At 48.2% G+C, this 21,422-nt stretch carries 19 protein-coding genes; 12 read left to right on the forward strand and 7 right to left on the reverse strand.

Translation table 11 applies throughout. From position 1 onward, the window contains the following. Positions 1–94: 94 nt before the first annotated feature. From alr to COW20_05985, 3 genes are read right to left on the reverse strand one after another with little or no spacing between them, the layout of a single operon-like run. The gene (gene alr / locus COW20_05975; protein PIW49348.1) at positions 95–1,237 is read right to left on the reverse strand and encodes an alanine racemase; all 1,143 of its coding nucleotides are present in this window, start codon (positions 1,235–1,237) and stop codon (positions 95–97) included. A gap of 40 nt (positions 1,238–1,277) precedes the next feature. Next, positions 1,278–2,144: a hypothetical protein gene (locus COW20_05980; GenBank protein PIW49349.1), complete on the reverse strand. Its 867-nt coding sequence runs from the start codon at positions 2,142–2,144 to the stop codon at positions 1,278–1,280. A 15-nt stretch (positions 2,145–2,159) separates the two neighbouring features. After that, on the reverse strand, positions 2,160–5,000 hold the full coding sequence (locus tag COW20_05985; protein ID PIW49350.1) for a DUF3372 domain-containing protein: 2,841 nt from the start codon (positions 4,998–5,000) through the stop codon (positions 2,160–2,162). A gap of 357 nt (positions 5,001–5,357) precedes the next feature. Here COW20_05985 and COW20_05990 point away from each other — a divergent pair, with 357 nt between their 5' ends. Continuing rightward, entirely contained in the window at positions 5,358–5,753 is a 396-nt protein-coding gene (locus COW20_05990; protein ID PIW49351.1) for a hypothetical protein, read from the forward strand. 1 nt (position 5,754) lies between these two features. Continuing rightward, complete coding sequence (locus COW20_05995) at positions 5,755–6,243, forward strand: hypothetical protein (protein PIW49352.1); 489 nt, start codon at positions 5,755–5,757, stop codon at positions 6,241–6,243. A gap of 33 nt (positions 6,244–6,276) precedes the next feature. Here the strand turns inward: COW20_05995 and COW20_06000 are convergent, their stop codons facing one another. Both COW20_06000 and COW20_06005 read right to left on the reverse strand, forming a co-directional pair. After that, positions 6,277–6,762 carry a hypothetical protein gene (locus COW20_06000; GenBank protein PIW49353.1) on the reverse strand — a complete coding sequence of 162 codons (486 nt, stop codon included), beginning with the start codon at positions 6,760–6,762 and terminating at the stop codon, positions 6,277–6,279. Between the two features lie 145 nt (positions 6,763–6,907). Then, complete coding sequence (locus COW20_06005) at positions 6,908–7,324, reverse strand: hypothetical protein (protein ID PIW49354.1); 417 nt, start codon at positions 7,322–7,324, stop codon at positions 6,908–6,910. Between the two features lie 917 nt (positions 7,325–8,241). Between COW20_06005 and COW20_06010 the strand changes: the two genes are divergently transcribed. The 8 genes from COW20_06010 (at position 8,242) to COW20_06045 (ending at position 19,480) form a co-directional block, all read left to right on the forward strand. After that, a complete protein-coding gene (locus COW20_06010; protein PIW49355.1) occupies positions 8,242–9,714 on the forward strand; it encodes a hypothetical protein in 1,473 nt (490 codons plus the stop codon). A 6-nt stretch (positions 9,715–9,720) separates the two neighbouring features. Beyond that, the gene (locus COW20_06015) at positions 9,721–10,302 is read left to right on the forward strand and encodes a hypothetical protein (GenBank protein ID PIW49356.1); all 582 of its coding nucleotides are present in this window, start codon (positions 9,721–9,723) and stop codon (positions 10,300–10,302) included. Continuing rightward, on the forward strand, positions 10,247–13,711 hold the full coding sequence (locus tag COW20_06020; GenBank protein PIW49357.1) for a hypothetical protein: 3,465 nt from the start codon (positions 10,247–10,249) through the stop codon (positions 13,709–13,711). The genes COW20_06015 and COW20_06020 overlap by 56 nt, the downstream gene beginning before the upstream one ends. A gap of 90 nt (positions 13,712–13,801) precedes the next feature. Then, entirely contained in the window at positions 13,802–14,290 is a 489-nt protein-coding gene (locus COW20_06025; protein ID PIW49358.1) for an EVE domain-containing protein, read from the forward strand. A 123-nt stretch (positions 14,291–14,413) separates the two neighbouring features. Beyond that, positions 14,414–17,104 carry a hypothetical protein gene (locus COW20_06030; GenBank protein PIW49359.1) on the forward strand — a complete coding sequence of 897 codons (2,691 nt, stop codon included), beginning with the start codon at positions 14,414–14,416 and terminating at the stop codon, positions 17,102–17,104. A gap of 194 nt (positions 17,105–17,298) precedes the next feature. Beyond that, positions 17,299–17,862, forward strand: coding sequence for a hypothetical protein (locus COW20_06035; GenBank protein ID PIW49360.1), 564 nt, complete (start codon positions 17,299–17,301; stop codon positions 17,860–17,862). Positions 17,863–17,958: 96 nt separating this feature from the next. After that, positions 17,959–18,513 (forward strand): hypothetical protein, encoded by a 555-nt coding sequence (locus COW20_06040; protein ID PIW49361.1) that lies wholly within the window; start codon positions 17,959–17,961, stop codon positions 18,511–18,513. Between the two features lie 235 nt (positions 18,514–18,748). Further along, entirely contained in the window at positions 18,749–19,480 is a 732-nt protein-coding gene (locus COW20_06045) for a hypothetical protein (GenBank protein PIW49362.1), read from the forward strand. On the opposite strand, the gene COW20_06050 is transcribed toward COW20_06045, so the two are convergent. Then, positions 19,459–19,884 carry a hypothetical protein gene (locus COW20_06050; GenBank protein PIW49363.1) on the reverse strand — a complete coding sequence of 142 codons (426 nt, stop codon included), beginning with the start codon at positions 19,882–19,884 and terminating at the stop codon, positions 19,459–19,461. The genes COW20_06045 and COW20_06050 overlap by 22 nt on opposite strands. A gap of 85 nt (positions 19,885–19,969) precedes the next feature. On the opposite strand from COW20_06050, the gene COW20_06055 reads away from it, so the two are divergent. After that, on the forward strand, positions 19,970–20,335 hold the full coding sequence (locus tag COW20_06055; GenBank protein ID PIW49364.1) for an NADH-quinone oxidoreductase subunit A: 366 nt from the start codon (positions 19,970–19,972) through the stop codon (positions 20,333–20,335). Then, on the forward strand, positions 20,326–20,859 hold the full coding sequence (locus COW20_06060) for an NADH-quinone oxidoreductase subunit B (protein ID PIW49365.1): 534 nt from the start codon (positions 20,326–20,328) through the stop codon (positions 20,857–20,859). Before COW20_06055 ends, COW20_06060 begins: the two co-directional genes overlap by 10 nt. A gap of 84 nt (positions 20,860–20,943) precedes the next feature. Here the strand turns inward: COW20_06060 and COW20_06065 are convergent, their stop codons facing one another. Continuing rightward, positions 20,944–21,381: a VOC family protein gene (locus COW20_06065; protein PIW49366.1), complete on the reverse strand. Its 438-nt coding sequence runs from the start codon at positions 21,379–21,381 to the stop codon at positions 20,944–20,946. Positions 21,382–21,422 lie beyond the last annotated feature (41 nt).

Genomic DNA, 21,422 nt, shown 5'->3' on the forward strand with positions numbered 1-21,422 from the left:
TGCCTGGAACTGCGTAAATCTGAGTCCGAGCCAGAGCCTCAGAACGAAGGCTCTGAAATGCCTGAGCCGGTTTGAAACCTGAACGTTCTCAGTGTTATTCCGCTGCCCAGCGCGGCAGGCGGGTTCCCAATCCAGTCAGCACCTCATAGGGAATCGTGCCGATTTTATCGGCCCAGTCTTGGGCTGTGATGGTTTCATCGCCTTCTTGGCCGATAAAGGTCACGGTTTCGCCCACTTCAATCGTCTGCTGCAAATCCGTCAAATCAACCGTGCATTGATCCATTGAAATGCGCCCCACCAGCGGCAGGCGTTGGCCCTTGACCAAAATCTCCTGCTGATTTGAAAGCAGGCGGTTGAGGCCATCGGCATAGCCCAGGGCAATCACGCCAATCCGGCTGGGGCGGGCTGTGATAAAGCTGCGCCCGTAGCCCAGGGCCGTTCCTGCGGGTACATCTTTCAACTGGGTAATTTGGGCTTTGAGTGCCAGGACGGGTTTTAAACCGGTTCCCTGTGCGCCGCCATAGCCATAGAGTGAAATGCCCGGTCTCACCAGATTATAATGGGCCTCAGGGTATTGAAAGACCGCATCACTGTTGGCGAGATGGTAGATCAAGGCTTCAGGCTCACGCAAATGGCTTCGGGCATAGCTCAAAACCTCGTTAAAAATCTGAATCTGGCGGTGAATATGGGGGCAGGCGGGCCGATCAGAGGTTGCCAGGTGCGAGCAGATTCCGCGCAGATTCACCCATTCGGTCAGGGCCAGTTGATCAAGTGCTGCTCCCATTTCTGTCGGCAGAATGCCCACCCGGCCCATACCGGTATCAACTTTGAGATGTGCTTCAGCCGGGCGGCCAATCGCACGGGCCAAATCTTCAAGAATGGGCAGATGGGCCAGGGTGTGCAGCATCAGGGCAAAGCCCTCTTCCAGGGCTAGACGGTACTGAGAAACGCTCAAGGCTCCCAGAATCAGAATATGTTCCGCCTGGGGCAGCAATTGCTTGAGATGCAGTGCCTCTCCCAAGGTCGCCACGCCATAATGGGTGATACCCTGCTGAAACAGAGCTGGGGCGATTTGGGAGACATTGTGCCCATAGGCATTGGCTTTAACCACTGCCATGATTTGGGCAGAAGCAGGCTGGCAAGCGTTTTGAAGCCTTTTGAGGTTATGCTCTAAAGCAGACAGATCAATCTCCGTCCACTTGCTGTAGTATTTGCGGGGCAGGGAAGTTACAATCATGCTTCAGACAGGGGAGAGGCCGGCTCTCCCCTGAGTGGCCTTAGAATTTCATGGCAGGCAGATTGAATTGTAAGGGAGCCTGAGAGCGGAGTTGAATTCCTGAACCATCGCGGGGATTGGTAATCACAATATCTGGGCCTTCATTGGCCTTGGCATTGGCACGGGCGACCAAGACCACACCTGCGACAATCGCACCGACCACGACGACGGCACCGCCAATCGTCCAGTAAATCCAGGTATTGTCTTCACCTTTGATCGTCACACCTTTGAGTTGGCCCCGAGCCAGCTCCATTTCAGCGTCACTGACATAGAGATTCAATTTTTTGGGAATCAGCAGGGAGAGATAATTGACCACCGGCAGAATATCGTCTTCAGATTGAAAGAGATAGCTTTCGCTGACCACTACCTGACCGGTTTCGACATCGAGCATGCGCACGTTGATTTCCATTTTGGAACCGGCTTTGACCAGGCTACCCGTGACCATCACGCCTGCACCCGTCATTTTGCCGATTTGTGCTGTTTTGGAACTGTCGGCGAAAGCGGTTTGGCCAAAACCCAATTCTTTAATCGCCTTGTCAATCTGGCTGCGTTCGACCAGTTTGAGTTCGGGGCGTCTGGCCAGTTTGGTAACCAGAGATTCAGAAATTCCACGTTTCAGATTGTCGTAACGGGCATCGCCCGTATCATTGCTAAAATCTGCAACAGCCAGGGCTTTGGCGATGACAGGTGTCGTCATGCCACCAGCATTGGGATCTCCTCCGACATTCGGCAAGACCGAGGGAGTAAGCACTGAGCTGTTCACGCGTCCGATCAATTCGCCACCTGCAGCCTGGGCTGGCAGATGCACTGAAATCAGGGCGGCGGCCAAAAGGCCACATAAGGCTTGGGTATGGGGGACTCGGAACATGTCGTTTACTCCTTCTCAATCACCTAGCGGATTCTCCCGTTCATGATACACCAATGTGGCGCGTGAGGGAATTGCGAAGCAGGCGGAGCCTGCCTGGTGATTCGAGGGAAGTTTTTCTGTATGCAAAAAAGCAGGGGGAGCCAGTACCCAATCCTGGCCGCCGACTTGCAGGGGCAAGGACCTTTCCAGCAGGGGGCCTTCTCCGCTACGGGAATAGGCTTCGAACTTCAGATCTTTCCAGTCGGGCTGACAGAACCACTGGGTGCCGCGGTTGGCATTCCAGAAGACCAGAATGCGCTTGCGCAGGGGGTCGAGATTGGTGTGATCGGGCAGATCGTCGCGAATCTCCATGGCAATCAGACCCGGCACTTGATTCGGGCCTGTGTTTCTGAAGCGAACACGGGCTTGAATTTCTTCAAGACTGCGCAAACGGAAAAGGGCTGAGCTGCGACGTACCTGAAGCAGGCGATGTACCTGGGCCAGAGCTGTGAGCATCTGAACCTGCGAAGCTTTGAACTCCGTTTGGGTTAAACGCGGGTGCCAAAAATCCCATTCCTGCTCATTGCGCCAGGCCGGTGGAAGCCCCACACCCCAGTTCTGTTGCAGGCCGCGCCAGTCGACCAGATTAAACCAGTCGCCAGAATCGTAGCTGTCGCCATCCCCTGATTTTGAGCGCAAGAGTTCAGAACCGGCGTGCAAAAACGGAATCCCCTGCCCCAAAAGCGGCAAACTCAAGGCCAAAACCTGCATTTGCATCCGTTCTTCTGCACTGGCTGTAGCGGGTTGGCGATCTGGGGTTCGAAAGGGCGCTTTGGCGGCAATTTGATCCCAAAGTGCGTAGTTGTCATGGGCCGAAACATAATTGATGCTCTCCTGTGGGTCGCGGGCAAAGCCTGAGCCCGGTGAGCCTCTGTACAGAATTTCCTGGCCTGAGACTTCCTGGCCTTGGGCACTCTCAATGCGATAGTCTTTTAATCCCCCCGTCAGTCCCACACGCAGATTGTCGGCATAGTTCAGCAAGAGGGCTTTCTGGGCCTGCGCCTCAGTGGGGGTATCGCGGTTAAACGGGCTGAGGTTGGGATCGGTATACAGGCCTGTGGCAAAGCCTTGGTCTGAGCGCGTGCTGTGGTCATAGTTGCCCCCTCGGGCAGAATCGCGCAGGCGGTCGTTAAACATGCCCACGCCCAGGCCACTGCCCGCAACCTGGTTCATGGCGTTTTGCGGTTGAATGGCATCGAGTGAGCCGAATTTCCAGCCTTCGCCATAGAGCAGAATTTCCTGGCCCTGAATGCCTGCCGTTTCTGGGGTCAGGGCATCGAGGTCGGCCCGGATTTTTTTGAGGTTTTGGGTGCTGTGATGCCCCATCAGATCAAAGCGAAAACCACTGATTTTATACGCTGTGGCCCAGCGCAGCAGGGTCTCCCGCATTAGTTTTTCCATCATCAGGTGTTCTGAGGCCGTATCCGGGCAACAGGTCGTGTTTTGAATCTGTCCCTGGGCATCCAGGCGATAGTAGTAGCCCGGTACAATTTTGTCGAGCACAGACAGCGGAACAGGCCCAGCGGCATGGGTATGGTTATAGACCACGTCCATAACAGTGCGCAGCCCCATCTCTGCCAGGCTTTTGACCATTTGTCTGAATTCAAGAATTCGTTTGCTGCCCTGCGGGTCACTGGCATAGGAGCCTTCTGGTACTCCATAGTGCAGGGGATCATAGCCCCAATTGAAGCCATCCTTATCGCGTACCAGTGCCAGGGCATCCTGCTGTCGGTCTGAATCGGGGGGGGCGGCAGGGATTTGGGGCTGGCGGGCGAAGCGTTCAGGAATGGTGGCGATATCAAAGACGGGCAAGAGATGTACATGGCTCAGCCCCGATTGGGCCAATTGGCGCAAATGCTTGACGCCATTGCTGTCGGGCAAACTAAAAGCTGCGTATTTTCCGCGTGCTTCGGGGGGCACGCTGGGGTCAGAAATGCTGAAGTCTCGCAGGTGCAGCTCATATAAAACAGCATCTTCAGGGGCTTCCAGAGTTGGCAAAACCAGGCTGTCCCAACCTGCGGGTTTGAGTTCTGGGGCTTGCAAATCCACAATCTGGCTGTGGGTGCTGTCGGCGGCCAGAGAAACAGAATAGGGGTCAGTCACGGAATGGGTTTCAATCCGACCTGTATCGGCACGATAGGCTTTGACCCGGTAGCGATAATAGAGGTTTTTCCATTCGGCAGGGCCGCTCAGACTCCAGGTACCTGACGGGCCTTTTTGCAGGGGCAGGGTCTCTGCCGCTTGGGCGAGTTGATCGGGGCGAAAGATTTCAAGCTCAACAGTTTGTGCCGTAGGAGCCCAAAGCTTGAATTGAGGGGCTCCTGAACTTGAAAAACTGAGCCCTAAATCGTTGCCAGAATAACTGTATTCCTGATCAAGAATTTCGGCCAGTTGTAGGCCTGAGTGAGCCAATACCTCTTGGGTTTGGGCATTGCGCAGTTCCAGCCAAAGCTGGTTTTGCAGCAGTTCTTCGCTGGTCTGGGCCCAGTTTTCAGGTAAGGCATACAGGTTGAGATGATTTAAATGGGGGACTCGGTTTTTCAGTGTGGGGTGGTTCTGAAGTTTTCCCTGCGCTCTTAAGGCTTGGCACTGCCCTCCCCGATGCTTTCTATTTTCAAGATAAAGCTGGGCCAGGGGGTCTTGGCAGAGATAAACCGAGGTTTGTGCTTTGGCTGAGAGCGGGGGTTCCCAGGCCAGGGTGTGGCTGTTCAGCCAATAGGCAGTACTCGGAATGGGGGCTGCTTGGGCTTGCTGACAAAGTAGGAGCGTGAAGCTCAATCCGAGACCAGCAAAAAATGTTTTTCTTAATGCGAGCATGAATAACTCTCCTTGCCAATTTGGATACGGATTATCAGGAAACCTCTCCAATTCAGAATACCTCAAAAGGGGCTTGGCATGGGAATTGTGATGGCCAGGCTCAGAATTTTGCTAGTTGCATCATCTCTGAAACTTGAAGCATTGCGTGTTTCCTCTGCTGAACGGGCAGAGGCTTTCCGACTGCTAACCTCAACGCCCACCTGATAGTGACCTTCTGATCAGCATCGCTGTCCTAACTGACCCGATTCAGCTCTGTCCGCAGGGCTGGACGCTGGGCATCGCTCTGTTTTTTTGGGGTTTGTTATTGAAAATATGTTATAAATATTATGTGTGTTATTAATGTTTATTGAGGGATCTATGGAGATTGTGATTACTGCCTGGGCCTTAGATGCCTACCTTGAGTTAAAACATAAACATATTTTCACGCAAGAAGATTATGAAAACCTGATTCGTCCCAAAGCTCTCTTGTTAAAAGATTTTCCACAGTCAACTGAATTCAGTAACAATAAATTTTGGTCTCCAGCAACCTTTCAAGGTCAGACGATTCCAGATGGATTTAAAATGAAATGGCATCAACTGGGTTCTGGACGAGTTCAACTGCGTTTACCTGTCGGGATTTTTGATTCAGCTTTTTTATGTGAGGCTTATGTAAAATCCAATGAGAAAGCAGAGCGTCGCTATTTAGCTCGCTTTAAAACACATCTCGAATTAATTCGCCGTCAACAATTTACCACCTGTGGGAGGCTTGAATAATATGCAGACATTGGCTCCAACTCAAAAATTAGCCTTGTTCGGTATTGCTGAGCGTATGCGTTGTTCAGGCTTGTCGGCTGAATTCATCGCTACAGCAGTCGAAACGGCTTTGGTCTTTGAAGGTGTCTACGACCTGATGAATCTATGGGACACAGAAGACGAAACCAGCGAACGTCAGGAAATCATTGCTGATATCCAAGATATGATTGATGAATGTGGGCAAACTCAAAAAGTAGAGGGAGTCTATGTGCGTTTTAATGATCTAGAAACCATCGCCCAACATATTACAGCCTTTAAAGACAGTTTGCGGATCAAAGTAGAAGAAAATGGGGGCATTTCAAAACTCTCAGAGTTAACAGGTATTCCCCAACCCTCTCTGTCACGGTTCTTTGGCTCGGCTTCAATGCCACGACGTGTTACCCTGCTTAAAATTGCCAAGGCCCTGCAACTCAGCCAGGTTGAAATTGCCACTGAGTGGGTTCATCTTTAACCCTTTCGCCAAAGTCCGATTCTGGGAAGGAAATCACTCTTCCTGGTCAGCTATAGGATCTGGCACTTTAAGCATTTTGATAAATTCGGTAAATGAATTGGCGAGCAAGTGAAAGTCTGGATAAAGCTCATAGTAATAAAGATAAATCTTTCCGCAATAAGATTTGTTTAACCCCATAAATAACTTATCCCCTCCCGCTGCCAAACCAATACATTGAAAACACTCAGGCTCAGGAAAACCACCATCCTCCTGAAAACTCCTGCATTGCTCAAGATGAACATCCCACAGTTCCTCTATTTCAGTTAGAGAATACAAATCCATCAATTCTGCACTAAAGACATAGCCCTCGTCATCGATTGAATCAAACCACCAAAGTTCGACCAAGCTGCCCGTACGGCTCAATAAAAATTGACGGTAATCATCAGGAAATCGGATGTTGTGTTTTTCTTCAAACAATGTCAACTCAGCTTCTGTTACAGGCAGTTCTGTGTTTTCCAATTCTATTTTGCTTTCAAACATTGCTTGGTCTCAACAAGTTCTATTCCAACATTTTCAATACCTAAAGAATTTTTCAGGGGGTACTTCAAAACGGTCTCCTCAACAAAAATACTTCATTGGAAGATTTCATGCGATGTGCGGCTGCTTAATTCTCCGAAACAACAGTTTACAGAGTACGCCCTCTTCTTTGGAACTTCAAAATCTCCGAAACTACAGTGAAGCGCTCGGTCCAGTCGTTGGCGACTTTGTCGCTGGCATAGAGTACCAGATTGACCGTATCCGCAGGGGTTTCACTGGGTATCGTGATGGTTTGGGTCAGAATCTCACTGGTGCCGTCATAGACAAAGCTGGAGCTTAAGGCGGTTCCATCTGCGGCACTGGCAGAGGCTTTCAGACTGCTAACCTCAACGCCCACCTGGTCGAGCTTATTGACGGGTTCGTAGATCGGGGTTTTGACCACCAGATGCGTGGCATCCTGCCAATTTGCAACCGCTTTCTTCTCGTCGATATTTGGGTCATTGTCATCTATTCCCATTTCAACTTGGCGTTCTACATAGGGCTTCAGAAAAGTAGCATAATTCATTTCGGGATGCGGTATCACCCCATAACTCACTGTTTGGTCGCTATTCACGCGCGAATTGCTGCGCAAACGCAGGGTATAATGCCCGTCCCACAGGCTGAAACCTTCAGCGCCCGTAGCAGTAGAGGTTCGACCATTCCAGAACAGGGTGGTTTTGCCTATGCCTCCTTTGCGCCAGTAAATCTGGTTGTCTGCTTTGCGAATGGCTTCGATTGGGTGCTCAGGGTTTTGAAACTGTTCTGACGTGGGGACTGCACCACTGGGGGTTGGCAGGCACTCAGTGCCAGGCTCAATGCGAGTGCGAGAGGTGAGAGACGATTGTGTTGCATCGGTTAGGCTCCATCAAGGTTGCAATAGTAGGATGTCCGAAAGTCTAGCAAAAGAATTTAAAGATTTTGTCAACGTATTTTCAGATTTGTAGAATTTGCGTTAACGCTTTGTCATACACAATCACACTGAATCTCTGGTTGAAAGCAGCAAACAGAATCAAGTTCAGGCTTGCCAGATTTCGTTACAATCAAAGCCTTTACTCACCGGCTGTCTTAATTATTTGGAAATTTTCACAAAGCCATTTCCATACCGTCAATAAGTTTGAAAATCTCTTCAGAGAAAGCATGCTTGAAAGGGTTTGTGTTTACAGCGTTGCTTTTGTTTTGAGCTGCTTTTCTAGGGGGGAAATGGCAGACAAAAAACCGTAAATCTGTGTCAAATGTACTTATGAGGGGGATCCGTTTTGCGGTATCCTATATGTATAGTGATCTGATCAATCTTGTATGCCTCACCTGTATACATTTGCATTTAAGACCCAAGCTCTTTGAGTTTGCCCCTTGAAGATCCACCCCGCAGGTGCGTATTCGGTGCCTCTACAGGCACTCCTTCAGATCATGCGACAGATTTAGAGAGAGATTTCTTGACCAGGAATGGATAACCTCAATCACCAAGTGTTTGAGCGCTTCAGCCTATTGCTTGAAGACGCTTTGCCTTTGCGTCTCTTAAAATCCGACTATGCCCCTCTGATTCTGGCGACCTTTCAGTCTCTGTTTAAATCCCAGAACCGTCTGATTTTAGATGAAGAGAGCCTGCAGGAACAATTGGCTGAATTGCTCGAAGACATCCGTTTCCGTGCTGAAGAGGGGGTCGATCGTGTCTATGAGGCCCAGGCCCGACACTTGCTGGCCCGCTGGACAGACCAGGGCTATCTGCGTAATTTTCTGACCGAAGAGGGCAAGGTCTGCTATGAGCTGACTGCCGACAGTGAAAAAGCCCTGCGCTGGGTAGAAACCCTTGAAAAACAAGATTTTGTCGGCACTGAATCCCGTTTTCGGGATATTCTCGGCAAACTGCGTGAATTGTTAGAGTATACAGTTGAAGACCCCGACCGGCGAGTGGCTGAACTCGAGCGCCGCAAGGCAGAAATTGAGATTGAAATTGCCCGAATTCGGGAATGCAATGAAGTCAGTTCCTTTGATGATTACCAGATCAAATCACGCTTTCAGGAACTCAACCGTCTGGCCCGCGACCTGCTTGCAGATTTTAAAGAGGTCGAAGACAATTTCCGCCAGATTACGCGCACGATTTACCAAAAGCATGCCGAGAAACAAAGCCGCAAGGGCCAGATTCTGCGCTATGCCTTTGATGCCATTGAAGAATTGCGCCAAAGCGAGCAGGGCAAGAGCTTTTACGCCTTTTGGGATTCCCTCTTGCGCAGCTCGGGGCATCAGGAACTGCAAAACCTGGCCGAAGAGCTGTATATGGTGCTTGAAAATCGCCAGATCAATACCCAGGACAGCCTCTTGCGATCAATCAAGAGTTTTCTGCATCAGGCAGCCCAGAAGGTTTTGGAATCAAATGACCGCATGGCCGAAAAACTCAGCCGGATCATTATTGAGCGCGACCCCCAGGAAACCCGTCGGCTGAAAGAAACCATTGGCTCAATCAAAGAAGTGGCTTTAAAATTGGCTGAAAAAGAATTCAGTTCAGAAGCCTTTATCTCTATCGAAGGCCAGCCCGAAATCTTCATGCCCCTGGAACGTAAATTGGGTCGCCCCAGCATTGATCCGGTCTTTTCTCAACAGCCTGAAGAGCCCAGTGGTGAATTTGACTGGCAAGAAGAGCCCGAAGTCATGGACCGTCTCTTTCAGACTTTCTTTGTCGATAAAAAAGCACTTAAAAAACAATTGGCGCGCCTTTTGCAAGACAACCGCCAACTCTCTCTCCAGGATATTCTGCGCGATTTCCCGATTGAAAAAGGGCTGCCCGAGCTTTTTGCCTATCTGAGCTTTGCCTCGCAGGCCGAGAAACATGAGATAGATACTGAAAAGCGCGATTTGATCCTCTTTGACCATGAAAATCAGCGGGCTTTGGTCATGCCCGAAGTCAGGTTTAACAGGTAATATTTTATGAGCACTCCCGAAAAAGTCGAACCCTATGCCCCCGTGATTGTTAAACTTCTGGGCGGCGAACTCACCGAAGATGATCGCCTCTGGAATGATCTGCTCCATTTTCGGGCTCCCGTGTCTGAATACTTAGCCCGGATTGGCCTGGAAGTGGTGATTGACCCCAAAGAGGGCTTTGCCTTTCTGCGTCAGGTCGAATTGGATGAAGAAGGCCGTACGATTGGCCTGATCAAACGCAATCCCCTTTCCTACGAAGTGACCTTGATCTGCGTGGTTTTGCGTGAAATGCTTGAGGATTTTGATATGAATCCTTCCTCTTCCCCCTATTGCCATATCACCCACAAGCAAATCCGCGAGCAGATTGAACTCTTTTTTAAAGAAAAATCGAATCAGGTCAAGCTTTTGCGCCAGCTTGACCGCTATATTAAGCAGATTGTCGAATTGGGTTTCCTGCGGGTGATTCAAGAAGGCGAACTGCTGGATGAGCGCATTTATGAAATCCGAAGAATCATAAAGGCGAAAATTACCAATGATGTACTCGAAGACATCCGATATGCCATGGAACAGGATGCTTCCATTGTCTGAGGCCCAGCCGGTGGGAACCGGCTACCGCCTGCAGCGCATGGAGCTCTATAACTGGGGTACTTTTGACAACCGTATTTATACAATCAATCCCCAAGGTCACTCCTCGCTTTTGACTGGGGCCAATGGCTCAGGCAAAACCACTTTGATTGACTCTTTGCTCACCCTGATGGTGCCTGAGCGCAAATACCGTTTTTATAACCAATCCTCTGGCAGCGAGAAAAAGACCGAGCGCAGTGAGGAATCCTATGTGCTGGGCCAGTATGGCAGCATTCAGGAAGAGGGCCGTAACCATTCCACAGCCATGCAGTTACGTCCTGATAAACAGAGCACCTTTTCGATCCTGATGGCCTATTTTTCCAATCAGGCAGGCAAACACCTGACCCTGGTTCAGTGCCGTTGGTTCGTCAATCAGGAACTGCGCCGGATTTACCTGATTGCCGAAGTGCCTTTGACAATCTCTGAGGATTTGATTCCGCTTGACCCCAAGGGGCTTTGGCGCAAACGCCTGCGTGAAAAATACCCCACCACTGAAACCGCTGAACCGCTGATGTTCTTCGACAGCGCCAGCAAATATGCCCGGCGGATGCAGCGGGTTTTTGGCATGCGCTCTCCCAAGGCCCTGACTCTGTTCAACCAAACCGTGGGTATCAAGGTGCTTGGCAATTTGACCGATTTTATTCGCCAGCATATGCTTGAAGCGGGCAGTATTGAAGAGGAATTCAGCAAGCTCAAGGACACCTATAAGCTCTTGCTGACGGCTCAGAATGCAATTGAAAAGGCCGAGCGCCAGTTGGAGCTTTTACGCCCTGTGCGGGCCCATGCCGAAGCCTTGAAGCAGCTCAAAGACCTCAGCCCCTTGGGTGGAGACCCCCACGAAATCGTCAATCTCTATTTTTCCAACCGCAAGCGCGATTTTCTTGGCGCTGAAATTCTGCGGCTCGAAGAACGCGAGCGCGATATTCAACTGCAGGCCGCACATCTGCGTGAAACCCTTGATGAGCAGCGCGACCTCAAAGAAAACTTGCGTCACAGCATTCAAACCGATGCCACTGGCCAGCAATTGGTTCAGATGGAACAGGCCCACCGCCGCCATGAACAGGAAAAGCGCAAACGCCAGGAAGAATTGGTGCGCTATAACCTGCTTGCCAAAACCCTCGATTTTCCTGAAAATCCCGATCAGGCCTGTTTTAAGCGTTCGCTGAAGTCTTCTCAGGAACGCGAAAAGCAATTGGAGCAGGATCGCCGCGATTTAGAACACCGGATTTTCAGTATTGAAAAAGAGCAGGAAGCCACGCTGCGCCAACTGCGTGAAAAAGAAATTGAAATCCGTTCCATGAGTGGACAACGCAACAATATTCCCGGTCGTCTCAGCCAGATTCGCCAGGAGCTGGCGGATTATCTTGAGGTTTCGCCTGCTGCTCTGCCCTTTGTGGGCGAGTTGGTGCAGGTTCCCCGCCGCGAGGCAGAATGGGAAGGGGCGATTGAAAAACTCTTGCGGGGTTTTGCCACCAGTCTGATTGTTCCTGAAGATCTCTATTCCCGCGTCAATGCCTATTTGAACCGGGTCAATATTGGCGGTCGTTTGGTTTATTTTAAAGTGCCCGTTCATTTTGAACCCGCTCAAAAACTTTTCGCACCGCCCAAAGCGCTGGTGAATAAACTCGAATTTCACCCTGACTCGGCCTACAGCACCTGGGTGAAACACCAGATCATGGCCCAGTTTGATTATCTCTGTGCTGACAATCTTGGCGAATTTGAAACCTATAAAAAGGCGGTGACTCGTCAGGGGCTTACCAAATCGGGTGCGCGCCATGAAAAGGATGACCGCGATCAGAACTTTAACCGCAGCCAGTTTGTGCTCGGTTGGTCGAGCCAGGGCAAAGTGGATTTTTACAAAGACCAGCTCGATGCCCTTCAGGATATGCTCGCAGCCCAGCAACGCAGTGTTGAAAAATTGCGCCAGGACCAGGAAAAGTTTGTCTGGTTGCTGCGCAATCTCGCCAAATTTGAACAGTATGTAGACTATGAGCTGATTCACTGGCAGGCCATGCAGCGTGAGCAGGAAAAACTGGCCCAGCAACAACTCTTGTTGGAAGGGGGCAGCAATAACCTGCAGGAAATGCGCACCCAGGCCGAAGCTTTGATTCAACGTATTCAGGAGCTTGAAAACCAACGCGATGATCTGCTGCGTCGTGAACAGGATGTGCGCAGTCTCTTGGCCGATTACCGGGCCCAGGTAGAGGATATCGCCCTGACCTTCGCCGATGAGGACTTGGATACGGCCAGTCTGCCTGAGCGCTTCAAAGCCTTTGAACAGACCTATATTGAAACGCTTGAAGGCTTGAACCTCGACAGTTTGCCCCGTATCAGCAAAAGCATTCATGACCGGATTGAAAAGCAAATTCGCGAGGATCGGCAGAAACGTGAGCAGCTTGAGCGTCAGCTGGAACGCGCCATGATTGCCTTTAAACGCCCCGATAAGGAGATTCTCTATAAATTTCCGGATTGGTCAGCGGATACCTATCAGCTTTCTGAGGATATTGCCTATGTTCAGGACTATCTGAATATCTGCCGCCGGATCGAAGAGGATGATTTGCCCAGCTATAACAAAGAATTTGAGCGCTATCTGACCACGCACATGATTCAAAAAATGGCAGATTTCCGTGAGAGCTTTTATTTGCAGGAGCAGGAGATTCTGCAAACGGTGCAGGACCTCAACCATTCGCTTGAAAAGATCAATTTTCGCAACAATCCTGAAACCTTTATTCAGCTTAAAACCCAGCGCAATAATGCGCCCCATGTTCAGCGTTTCAAAGAAATGCTCGAAAATTGGGTGCCCAATAGCCAGGGCGAAGATGAGCTTGCGCAATTGCGTCAGAGTTTTGTTGCGATTCGTGAACTGATTGAGCGCCTCGATCAGGAAGAGCACTGGAAAGCCTATGTCACTGACGTGCGCAATTGGAATGAATACTATGCTGAAGAGTTCTTCCGTGAAACAGGCCGTCAGATGAAGGTTTACCGCAGCATGGGTGAACTTTCAGGGGGTGAAAAGGCCCAGTTGACCTATACCATTCTAGGCTCGGCCATTGCCTACCAGTTTGGTATTACCCAGAATGAGCCTGAACATTCCTTCCGCTTTATTGCGGTTGATGAATCCTTCAGCAACCAGGACGATGAAAAGGCTACCTATCTGATGGATTTGTGCCGCCAGTTGGATTTACAACTGCTGGTGGTTACACCCAATGACAAAACCCATATCGTCGAACCCTATATTTCCTCTGTGCATTTTGTTTTCCGCAAGCCCGATCAAAGCTCGATGCTTTTGGACATGCCGATTGTGCAGTTTCGTGAAAAACGCAGTGAGTGGCAAGAATTGAGCGAGGCATCGCTTGAGGTGGCGGCAAACTGAAACCGACTCTCAGCCTGATAAATTCTAGGCTGAGAGGGGATTGGGCTGTTAAAATGCTGGCAACTCCTCTGTCAGAAACGGAAAACAGCAATGCAATACTGGCTCATGAAATCTGAACCGGAAGCCTTTTCGATTCAGGATTTGAAAAAAAACAAAACCACGGGTTGGGACGGTGTTCGCAATTATCAGGCCCGGAACTTGATGCGCGATCAGATGCAAATTGGGGATCGGGTGCTGTTTTACCATTCCAATGCCGAGCCCCCCGGTGTGGTGGGCCTGGCAGAAGTTTCCAAAACCGGTTTGGTGGATCCCAGCCAATTTGACCCTGCCAGCAAATACCATGATCCCAAGGCCGATCCTGAAAATCCCCGCTGGATCATGGTCGAAATCGCTTTTCTTGAGCAGTTCAAACAGATCGTCTCTTTGCCCGAAATGCGGGAGATGGCTGAACTGGATGGCATGATGGTCTTGCAAAAAGGGGCCCGACTTTCAGTTCAGCCGGTCTCTGAGGCCCATTTTAAGCTGATTTGCGCTCGTGCGGGCAGTCAAATTCAGAAGTCTCAAAAAACTAAAAAATAAGAAAATTATTTTTTAGAGACGTCTCTGGCAGTTTTTCTCTCAGGGTTCTCTCAGCATGGTACGGTATAATTGAGCATCTTTTGTTTGATTAAACTTTGAAATTTGCAGGGAAACTTAAATTTTGTGAGATTACTGAGTTCTGATTCCATTCAAGAGCTTAAGAAGCCTGTTGGCTTATTTTGCCTTTTTCTGATTGCGCTCGCAACCCTTTCTTCTGTTGTGGTTGTCTTTGCTACCATCGGCCTGATAGGTCAACCCTTTGCAGGTTTCAGGATAGAGCCTACATTGACTGTTTCTGCAGTCAATGAGGATTATTGGAACGGTCCGAAAGCTGGTATCAAGACCTATGATCGTATTCTTTCGATAGATGGCCAATCAGTTTATTCTCCCAAGGATTTTAAGCAAAAGATTCAGGACAGTAAGATTGGGCAGGTTTTAGAGTACGAAATCGAGTCCAAAGAAACCAAAGCCAAAAGCAATTTGAAAATTGTAGTTCAAACCTTTACCCTGATGGATTTTTTCCGCAGTTTTCTGATTTTGTATATTGTCGGTTTTCTGCATATTTTAGTGGGGGCTGTGGCCTATCTGGCGCGGCCAAGCAATCCTGCCGCACGTGCGCACCTTTTTATGACCCTGGCGATAGGTATGACGACAAACCTTGCTGCTGATTATGATACTTCAATGCTTTTCCCTCGTATTTGGATTGCAACAGTGGCTTTGACTGGTGGTGCCTGTTTGCATCTAGGTTTTTATTTTCCTCAAAAAAAGAAATGGCTGGATCGCTTTCCCAAACTGGTTTTGGTTCCCTATGCCATCAGCTTCCTTTTATTAGGTACGTGGGAATATGCTTATCGGGGATTGGGGTATTTGGGGTATCAGCAGAATGGCATAATAGATCTTTTCCAACTCCATTTTGATCTCTATGATATGTCTCTGTTTTGGTCGTTAATTGTCGGTTTTGTCGGCTTGATCGCCTTGATCGTGCATTCACTTTTTAAGGCTGAAAATCAGATAGTTAAAAACCAGGCCAAGGTTGCCCTTTTGGGAGGCGTGATTGCCTATCTGCCCATGACGATTTTCTGGATGATCATGGACCAGATTTTACATATTCCCCTTAGCCCCGCGATTGCAACCATCTGCTGGATTCTGTTTATTGTTTTCCCTGTCGCCATTGCCTATGCAATTATCAAGCACAAAATGTTTGATATTGATTTCGTCTTAAAGCAGAGTATGACCTATTCTGCCCTGGTGGTTCTGTTGGGGACGGTCTATGTACTTTTGGCAGAGGGCCTGCAACAAATGTTCAGGCCTTTGATGACAAACAATTCAGAAATTACTTCCTATATGCTGACCACCGCTGTGACAATCCTGCTCTTTGAACCCCTGAAGCTGAATATCCGCAATTTTATTGATCAGAAGTTTTTTCGCAAAAAATATGATTTCCGTACTGCTTTAAGCGAGTTCGTTGACGCAGCCCGTACCACCATCGATAAGGACGAGTTGCTTCCCAAACTGGTTGAAACGATTGAGAAAACTATTCATCCCAAACATGTCATGATTTTTCTGAAAAATCCTGAAACCAATAGTTTGAAACAGGCCTATAGCCATGGCATCAATTTGAAAATGAAAGACGAAATCCCGATGGATGACGTGACCTTGATGACCGCTATGGGCTTGATGAAAAAAAAGAGTTTAACGACCCGTTTAACAGGGGCTTTGAATCTTTCAGCGATCTCGCAACAGGGGCCGGTTCCCTCTCCAATTCCCTTTTTGTTGGCTAAACGGATTACGGGTGAATTAATTGATCCTGCGATTTTAGAATCGATTAAAAACAGTTTGACCCTGCCCTTGACTGTCAAAATTCCGGGGAAGGGCTCTGAACCTTATCGGGACGACTTGATTGGTCTTTTGACTTTAGGCGAGAAAAAATCCGAAATGGATTATACGATTGAGGATCGTCAACTCTTTCAGAGTATTGGCCAACAGTTGGCGCTTACCCTGCATAGCTCGCAATTGGCGGGTGAGGTGGCTGAGAAAGAAGCGATGAAGCAAACTCTGTTGAAGGCCCGCGCGATTCAGCGTTCCATGCTGCCGCAAAAAGAGCTGGATTTACAGCGTTTTGAGCTGACCGGCTGGTCAGAGTCCGCCGATGAAACGGGTGGTGATTACTATGATTGGTATGACCTGGGCAACCAACGTTTTATTATTGGTTTGGGAGATGTTACCGGGCATGGGATCGATGCCGCCATGATTGTCAGTATGGCGAAAAGTTGTCTGTATAATCAGGTGGAAAGTAATCCTGATGTGCCTTTGGTGATGGCGGCGCTGAACCGGACGATCAATGAAATTGCACAATATACAGAGCGTAGCAACCGCAAATTGATGTCGTTTATTTATACTCTGTTTGATTCAGAAAGTTTAACCTGCCGCATGGCCAGTGCAGGCCATTGGTTTCCCTATCTTTACCGTGCACGTACGCAAGAGGTGACGGGCTTTCCTGAGTTTAAAGGGGCTTTCCCTTTGGGGCAACGTTCCCCCGAAAAATTCAAATGCCAGGATTACGAAGTGCAGCTTGAAGCGGGAGATATCCTGCTCTACTATACCGATGGTCTGCATGAAGCGCCCAACCAGGCTGGAGAAGAATATGGCATGGAGCGGCTTGAAAAGATGATGCATTGGTACCATCAACTAGACGCCCATGAACTGCGTGAACGCCTCTGTGAAGATTGGGAACGCCATATTCAGGGCAAGGGCATGGAAGATGATATGACTCTGGTGGTGGTTAAGGTTAAGGATTTGTTGCGACAGGAGTAATGTTCAGCTAAGTCGATGGCTTTGCTTGAAGAATACTTGTTTGGTGCGGATTTTAGCCTGTGCTCAGGTGTTTCTTGAAGCTTGAGCTTATCTCTGATTTAAGCTTGCGTAAATTTACACAGGTCTGACCTGAAACTGACGATAGATCAGAGTGTAAGCTTTTACGCCAAAGGAGAATGATGATGACAGGTATAATGAGTTGGGTTTCTCAAAAATATGATTCTTTTTTGCAGACCCTTGGTTTGCGTAAACCCCCTGTTACGGTGGCTCCACCCTCACCTCCTGCTGCTGCAGAAGAAGTCAAACCTCATACTTTGACCCAAGGTGAAAACTTGCGGGTCGAAGCCTCAAATTCAGGTCGTCGGGGTACTGCACAAGTCTCTTTGGGCGATTCCCTTCAAGAACAAACTCAGCGCTGGGATCAAGCCTCACAGGGGCACCAGATTCCTGAAATTCAAATGGCAGTGAAAAATGGAAAATCACCGACCATTGCTTTAAGCGAATATTTGAATAAAAATGGAAGTTTGAGCCGTGAACAACGTAACCAGGTTGCCAATTTTATGGAGCAGGTCATGAAATACGGCACGGTGAAAGACAGTCGTGAACAAAATTTTGTAGGCTCGAATCTGATTGATGTGATGAAAGAAGGTATTCGTGATAAAGGGATCACAGAAGAGCAGGTACAATTATTGGCAAATGGAGACTTTACAGTTCAAGCCTATTTGGGTTTGGTGAAGGATGGCCAAAGTATTGCATAAAAGACTCTATAGATTTAAATTTCTGTTAATTGACGCATAAAATCGGTTCGAAGCGCCTATACTAAAAATAAGCATCAATGAAAAGAGAAGATGAGTATGATAATTAATGACCCCAATAAGTCTCTTGGCATGAAAGGCCTGGACCCTCTGAGTATTCTCAAAAAACAGCCCCTTGATGCACAACCGAAGGGCCCTGTGCTTGAAAAAGATCCATTTCAACTTCCCCAAGAAAAGCTGAATGTCTCTGAAGTGAAAAAAGGAACGGCTCAGCTGTTTCTTAAAGAAGATTTGCAAGGTATGCAAGACGAATGGCATAAAGCAGCTAAAACTGGCAAACCAGTAGCAGAAGTTCAGAATGCAGTACGCGAAGGTCAGTCTCCTGCGACAGCCATTTATAAACATATGAAAGCCCAAGGCTATTCCAAAGATCAAATGGCCAATGTGGCAAAGTTTCTTGAAGGTGTCATGAAAAATGGCAAGGTGGAGTCCAGCCGTGATGGTAATTTTGTTGGCCGCAACCTGATCGACGTGATCAGTGAAGGTATCAAAGAAAAAGGAATCTCCAGTAAACAGCTTGATTTATTGGCCAATGGTGATTTCTCAGTGAATGCCTATTCCGCCATGGTCAAAGACGGTCAATCGATCTCATAAACGTTAAGAATTTTAGAAAAAGTCACCCAAAGGGTGGCTTTTTTTATGCTTTATCTGCTACTGCCTATGATTGTGATTGCGGTATGATCAAGGTATCAGGGACGCCTGCTGGGTTTTCCTGGCAAGGAACTCTTTGCCCCCTGAGCCCGTCACTGAACTCAGTGAAGAAAATAGAGAGAATAGAACGATGAAGCCTTTCAACAGAATTCTAAACACAGGAATACTCGCTTTGAGCATGCTCGGCGTATTGTCTGTTTCTGCATGCAAAGGTATTTCGCCTGCTTTGGTGGCCAATCTGGCCCAAAAATTTCAAAAGGTCAATTTACAGCAGGTACATCTGGTTTTTCTCAATAAACTTCCAAGTGGTCAAACCATTCCTTTGGTCGCTTCTTCATTGAAATCCCTGCGTTTTAATTCGGCCTTCAGTCTGGATTTATCCAATTTAAGCCCAGAACAACCGCTTGAGCAAACCCTGCCTTTTATTGAATCAGGTGAACACGTGATTGAATTGGAATTTAATAATTTCAAAGACATGGCCCAAATTCCGGTGATCGTGCCAGAGAAAACACAGTTGGAAGTTATGAATATTCTGGTGATTCTTGCCTTTGATTCGGAAGGCAATGGCTTGCGTGAAGTGCAGGTGGGTTACGATCAGGATCGCAACCAAGAATTGGATCAGAATCAGAATATATATCGCAGCAACAATGGGCACAGCTATAAGCTCTATCATCCCGATGGGACGGTTCAAGATTGGGATTCGCAGCTTTTGAATGCCTCAGAAAACGCTGCTATCTCTCCGAGTGAAAAAGCGCCCTTGCCCCCCGGAGCCGATAAAATTCAGCCCGTGGGAGGAGAGCAAACTCGCCCTGTTCCACCCACTCAGGAAAAACAACCTGTACCCATTGAGGTGCCTCTTCCGCCTCAACCTTTGCCTCAGCCCCTGCCTCAGCCTTTGCCACTTCCTTGAATCTCAAAATCCATATCCACAAACAGACGCTTTTCTTCTTGCCACTGGGCTGTAATATTGGCCAGGGCTTTTGAACGGGTGCTGTGAATTTCGAAAATAGCGTCAAGATGGGCTTCTTTTAGAAACTGCTGCAGAATTGAGGAAAGATCGCACCAATAGATTCTGAGTTCGGGTTCGCAGGCCAATTCTTCAAGTTTAATCAAATCCTGAATCATTTCAGTGCTGAGGTGATCCAGGGCAAAAAAACGAATCAAAAGGCAGACTCTGCTTTTTTCAAGTAATTTAAATAGTTCGGGCCATAGGGTTCCCAAGCCCTTGGGAGTCGTGGGAGATAATTCCAAAAGCCAGATTTCTGGCGCAAAGTTTTTACTTTCAAGTTTTGAATGATGTACCAGAGTATGCATGGCTCTCATTATAATCGATTTATGCAAAGGGGGATCCTCAGGTATAATACCCCCATACAGAATCAGACAAGAAAGTCGATGGCTTATGTCCGAAAATGCCCTGGCGATGATCACAGTTTTGCTTTTGGCAGTTGCTGTTCCCATTGCCATTTTGATAATTTCGAATCTTTTAGGCGGCGGCAAACATGGCGGCACGCCAAGTAAATTTTTGCCCTATGAATCGGGTATTTCCCAAACAGTGGGAACTGCAGATGATCGTGTTTCGATTAAATATTATTTAACGGCCATTATTTTTATTATTTTTGATGTTGAAGCCGTTTTTCTCTATCCTTGGGCTGTTAACTTCAAGCTTCTGGGAATTGCCGGACTGTGGGAAATGCTTTTGTTCCTCACTGTTCTGTTGGCAGGTTATGTATATATCTGGAAGAAAGGAGCCTTAAAATGGGATTAGAGGATTTAGCTGGCAAGGGATTTCTGACCACCACCCTGGACTCTGTTTTAGACTGGGGGCGTAAAAATTCATTGTGGCCTTTGCCTTTTGGGACGGCCTGTTGTGCGATTGAGTTTATGAGCGTAATGTCTTCTGTCTTTGATTTCTCCCGTTTTGGTGCTGAAGTCGTTCGTTTTTCTCCCCGTCAGGCGGATTTGCTGGTGGTGGCAGGAACGGTTAATTACAAACAGGCTCCGATTCTGAAACGGATTTATGAGCAGATGCCAGAACCCAAATGGGTCATCTCGATGGGGGCTTGTGCCTGTTCAGGTGGTTTTTACAATAATTACTGTACGGTACAAGGCATCGACCAGATTGTTCCGGTGGATGTCTATGTTGCGGGGTGCCCACCTCGCCCTGAGGCTGTTCTTGAAGCTTTGCTCATGCTTCAGGAACGTCTGCGGGAAGAAAAAAATGTTCAATCCCATCCGATTGGCGATGCGATTGAATCACGGCAAGCCCGCGAACCGATTTATATTCAATAGAATTGAAACAGCCCCCAGATCTTTGACGTTTGCGTCAATGCGCTTTGGGGGCTGTTTTTATGTCCTGGGTGGGAAAGAGAGTCGCTACTCGTTTCCGTTGGGGAAATTGAGCATCCAGTGAATGCCATATTTATCAACACAAGAGCCGAAATAGGCTCCCCAGAACATATCCTGAAGCGGTATTTCGATTTTGCCACCTTCAGAAAGTGCTTGAAAGAGACGGTCTGCCTCTTCCCGCGAGTCGGGCTCAAGACTGAGGTGGACATTGTTGCCTGAACTCAGCTTAAAACCCATGGATTCTGGTGCATCGGTTCCCATCAGTCGGTGTCCACCTAAAATGGGCAATTCAATATGCATGATGCCGTTTTTATCGGCTTCTGACATCTGATCTGCATTTGGCAGATTGGGAATATCCGAAAAGCGATGCAGAGAAGTAAATTCTCCGCCAAAGATCGATTGATAAAACTTGAAAACTTCTTCCGTATGATTTGAAAAATTGAGATAGGTACTGACGCTGGCCATTGCAAAACTCCTGTGTTTTTAATTAAATTTCAATGCTTTTG

It is taken from the genome of bacterium (Candidatus Blackallbacteria) CG13_big_fil_rev_8_21_14_2_50_49_14 (genome assembly GCA_002783405.1).
Taxonomy (GTDB): domain Bacteria; phylum Cyanobacteriota; class Sericytochromatia; order UBA7694; family UBA7694.

Excerpts from the sequence above, each read along its gene's own strand:
- COW20_06035 (PIW49360.1), top strand. The coding sequence starts at position 17,299 with ATGAGTTGGGTTTCTCAAAAATATGATTCTTTTTTGCAGACCCTTGGT.
- COW20_05985 (PIW49350.1), bottom strand. The coding sequence starts at position 5,000 with ATGCTCGCATTAAGAAAAACATTTTTTGCTGGTCTCGGATTGAGCTTC.
- COW20_06005 (PIW49354.1), bottom strand. The coding sequence starts at position 7,324 with ATGAATTATGCTACTTTTCTGAAGCCCTATGTAGAACGCCAAGTTGAA.
- COW20_06050 (PIW49363.1), bottom strand. The coding sequence starts at position 19,884 with ATGCATACTCTGGTACATCATTCAAAACTTGAAAGTAAAAACTTTGCG.
- COW20_06065 (PIW49366.1), bottom strand. The coding sequence starts at position 21,381 with ATGGCCAGCGTCAGTACCTATCTCAATTTTTCAAATCATACGGAAGAA.
- COW20_06055 (PIW49364.1), top strand. The coding sequence starts at position 19,970 with ATGTCCGAAAATGCCCTGGCGATGATCACAGTTTTGCTTTTGGCAGTT.
- COW20_06020 (PIW49357.1), top strand. The coding sequence starts at position 10,247 with ATGATGTACTCGAAGACATCCGATATGCCATGGAACAGGATGCTTCCA.
- COW20_06010 (PIW49355.1), top strand. The coding sequence starts at position 8,242 with ATGGATAACCTCAATCACCAAGTGTTTGAGCGCTTCAGCCTATTGCTT.
- COW20_06045 (PIW49362.1), top strand. The coding sequence starts at position 18,749 with ATGCTCGGCGTATTGTCTGTTTCTGCATGCAAAGGTATTTCGCCTGCT.
- COW20_05980 (PIW49349.1), bottom strand. The coding sequence starts at position 2,144 with ATGTTCCGAGTCCCCCATACCCAAGCCTTATGTGGCCTTTTGGCCGCC.
- COW20_06025 (PIW49358.1), top strand. The coding sequence starts at position 13,802 with ATGCAATACTGGCTCATGAAATCTGAACCGGAAGCCTTTTCGATTCAG.
- COW20_05995 (PIW49352.1), top strand. The coding sequence starts at position 5,755 with ATGCAGACATTGGCTCCAACTCAAAAATTAGCCTTGTTCGGTATTGCT.
- COW20_06015 (PIW49356.1), top strand. The coding sequence starts at position 9,721 with ATGAGCACTCCCGAAAAAGTCGAACCCTATGCCCCCGTGATTGTTAAA.
- COW20_06060 (PIW49365.1), top strand. The coding sequence starts at position 20,326 with ATGGGATTAGAGGATTTAGCTGGCAAGGGATTTCTGACCACCACCCTG.
- COW20_05990 (PIW49351.1), top strand. The coding sequence starts at position 5,358 with ATGGAGATTGTGATTACTGCCTGGGCCTTAGATGCCTACCTTGAGTTA.
- alr (PIW49348.1), bottom strand. The coding sequence starts at position 1,237 with ATGATTGTAACTTCCCTGCCCCGCAAATACTACAGCAAGTGGACGGAG.
- COW20_06000 (PIW49353.1), bottom strand. The coding sequence starts at position 6,762 with ATGTTTGAAAGCAAAATAGAATTGGAAAACACAGAACTGCCTGTAACA.
- COW20_06040 (PIW49361.1), top strand. The coding sequence starts at position 17,959 with ATGATAATTAATGACCCCAATAAGTCTCTTGGCATGAAAGGCCTGGAC.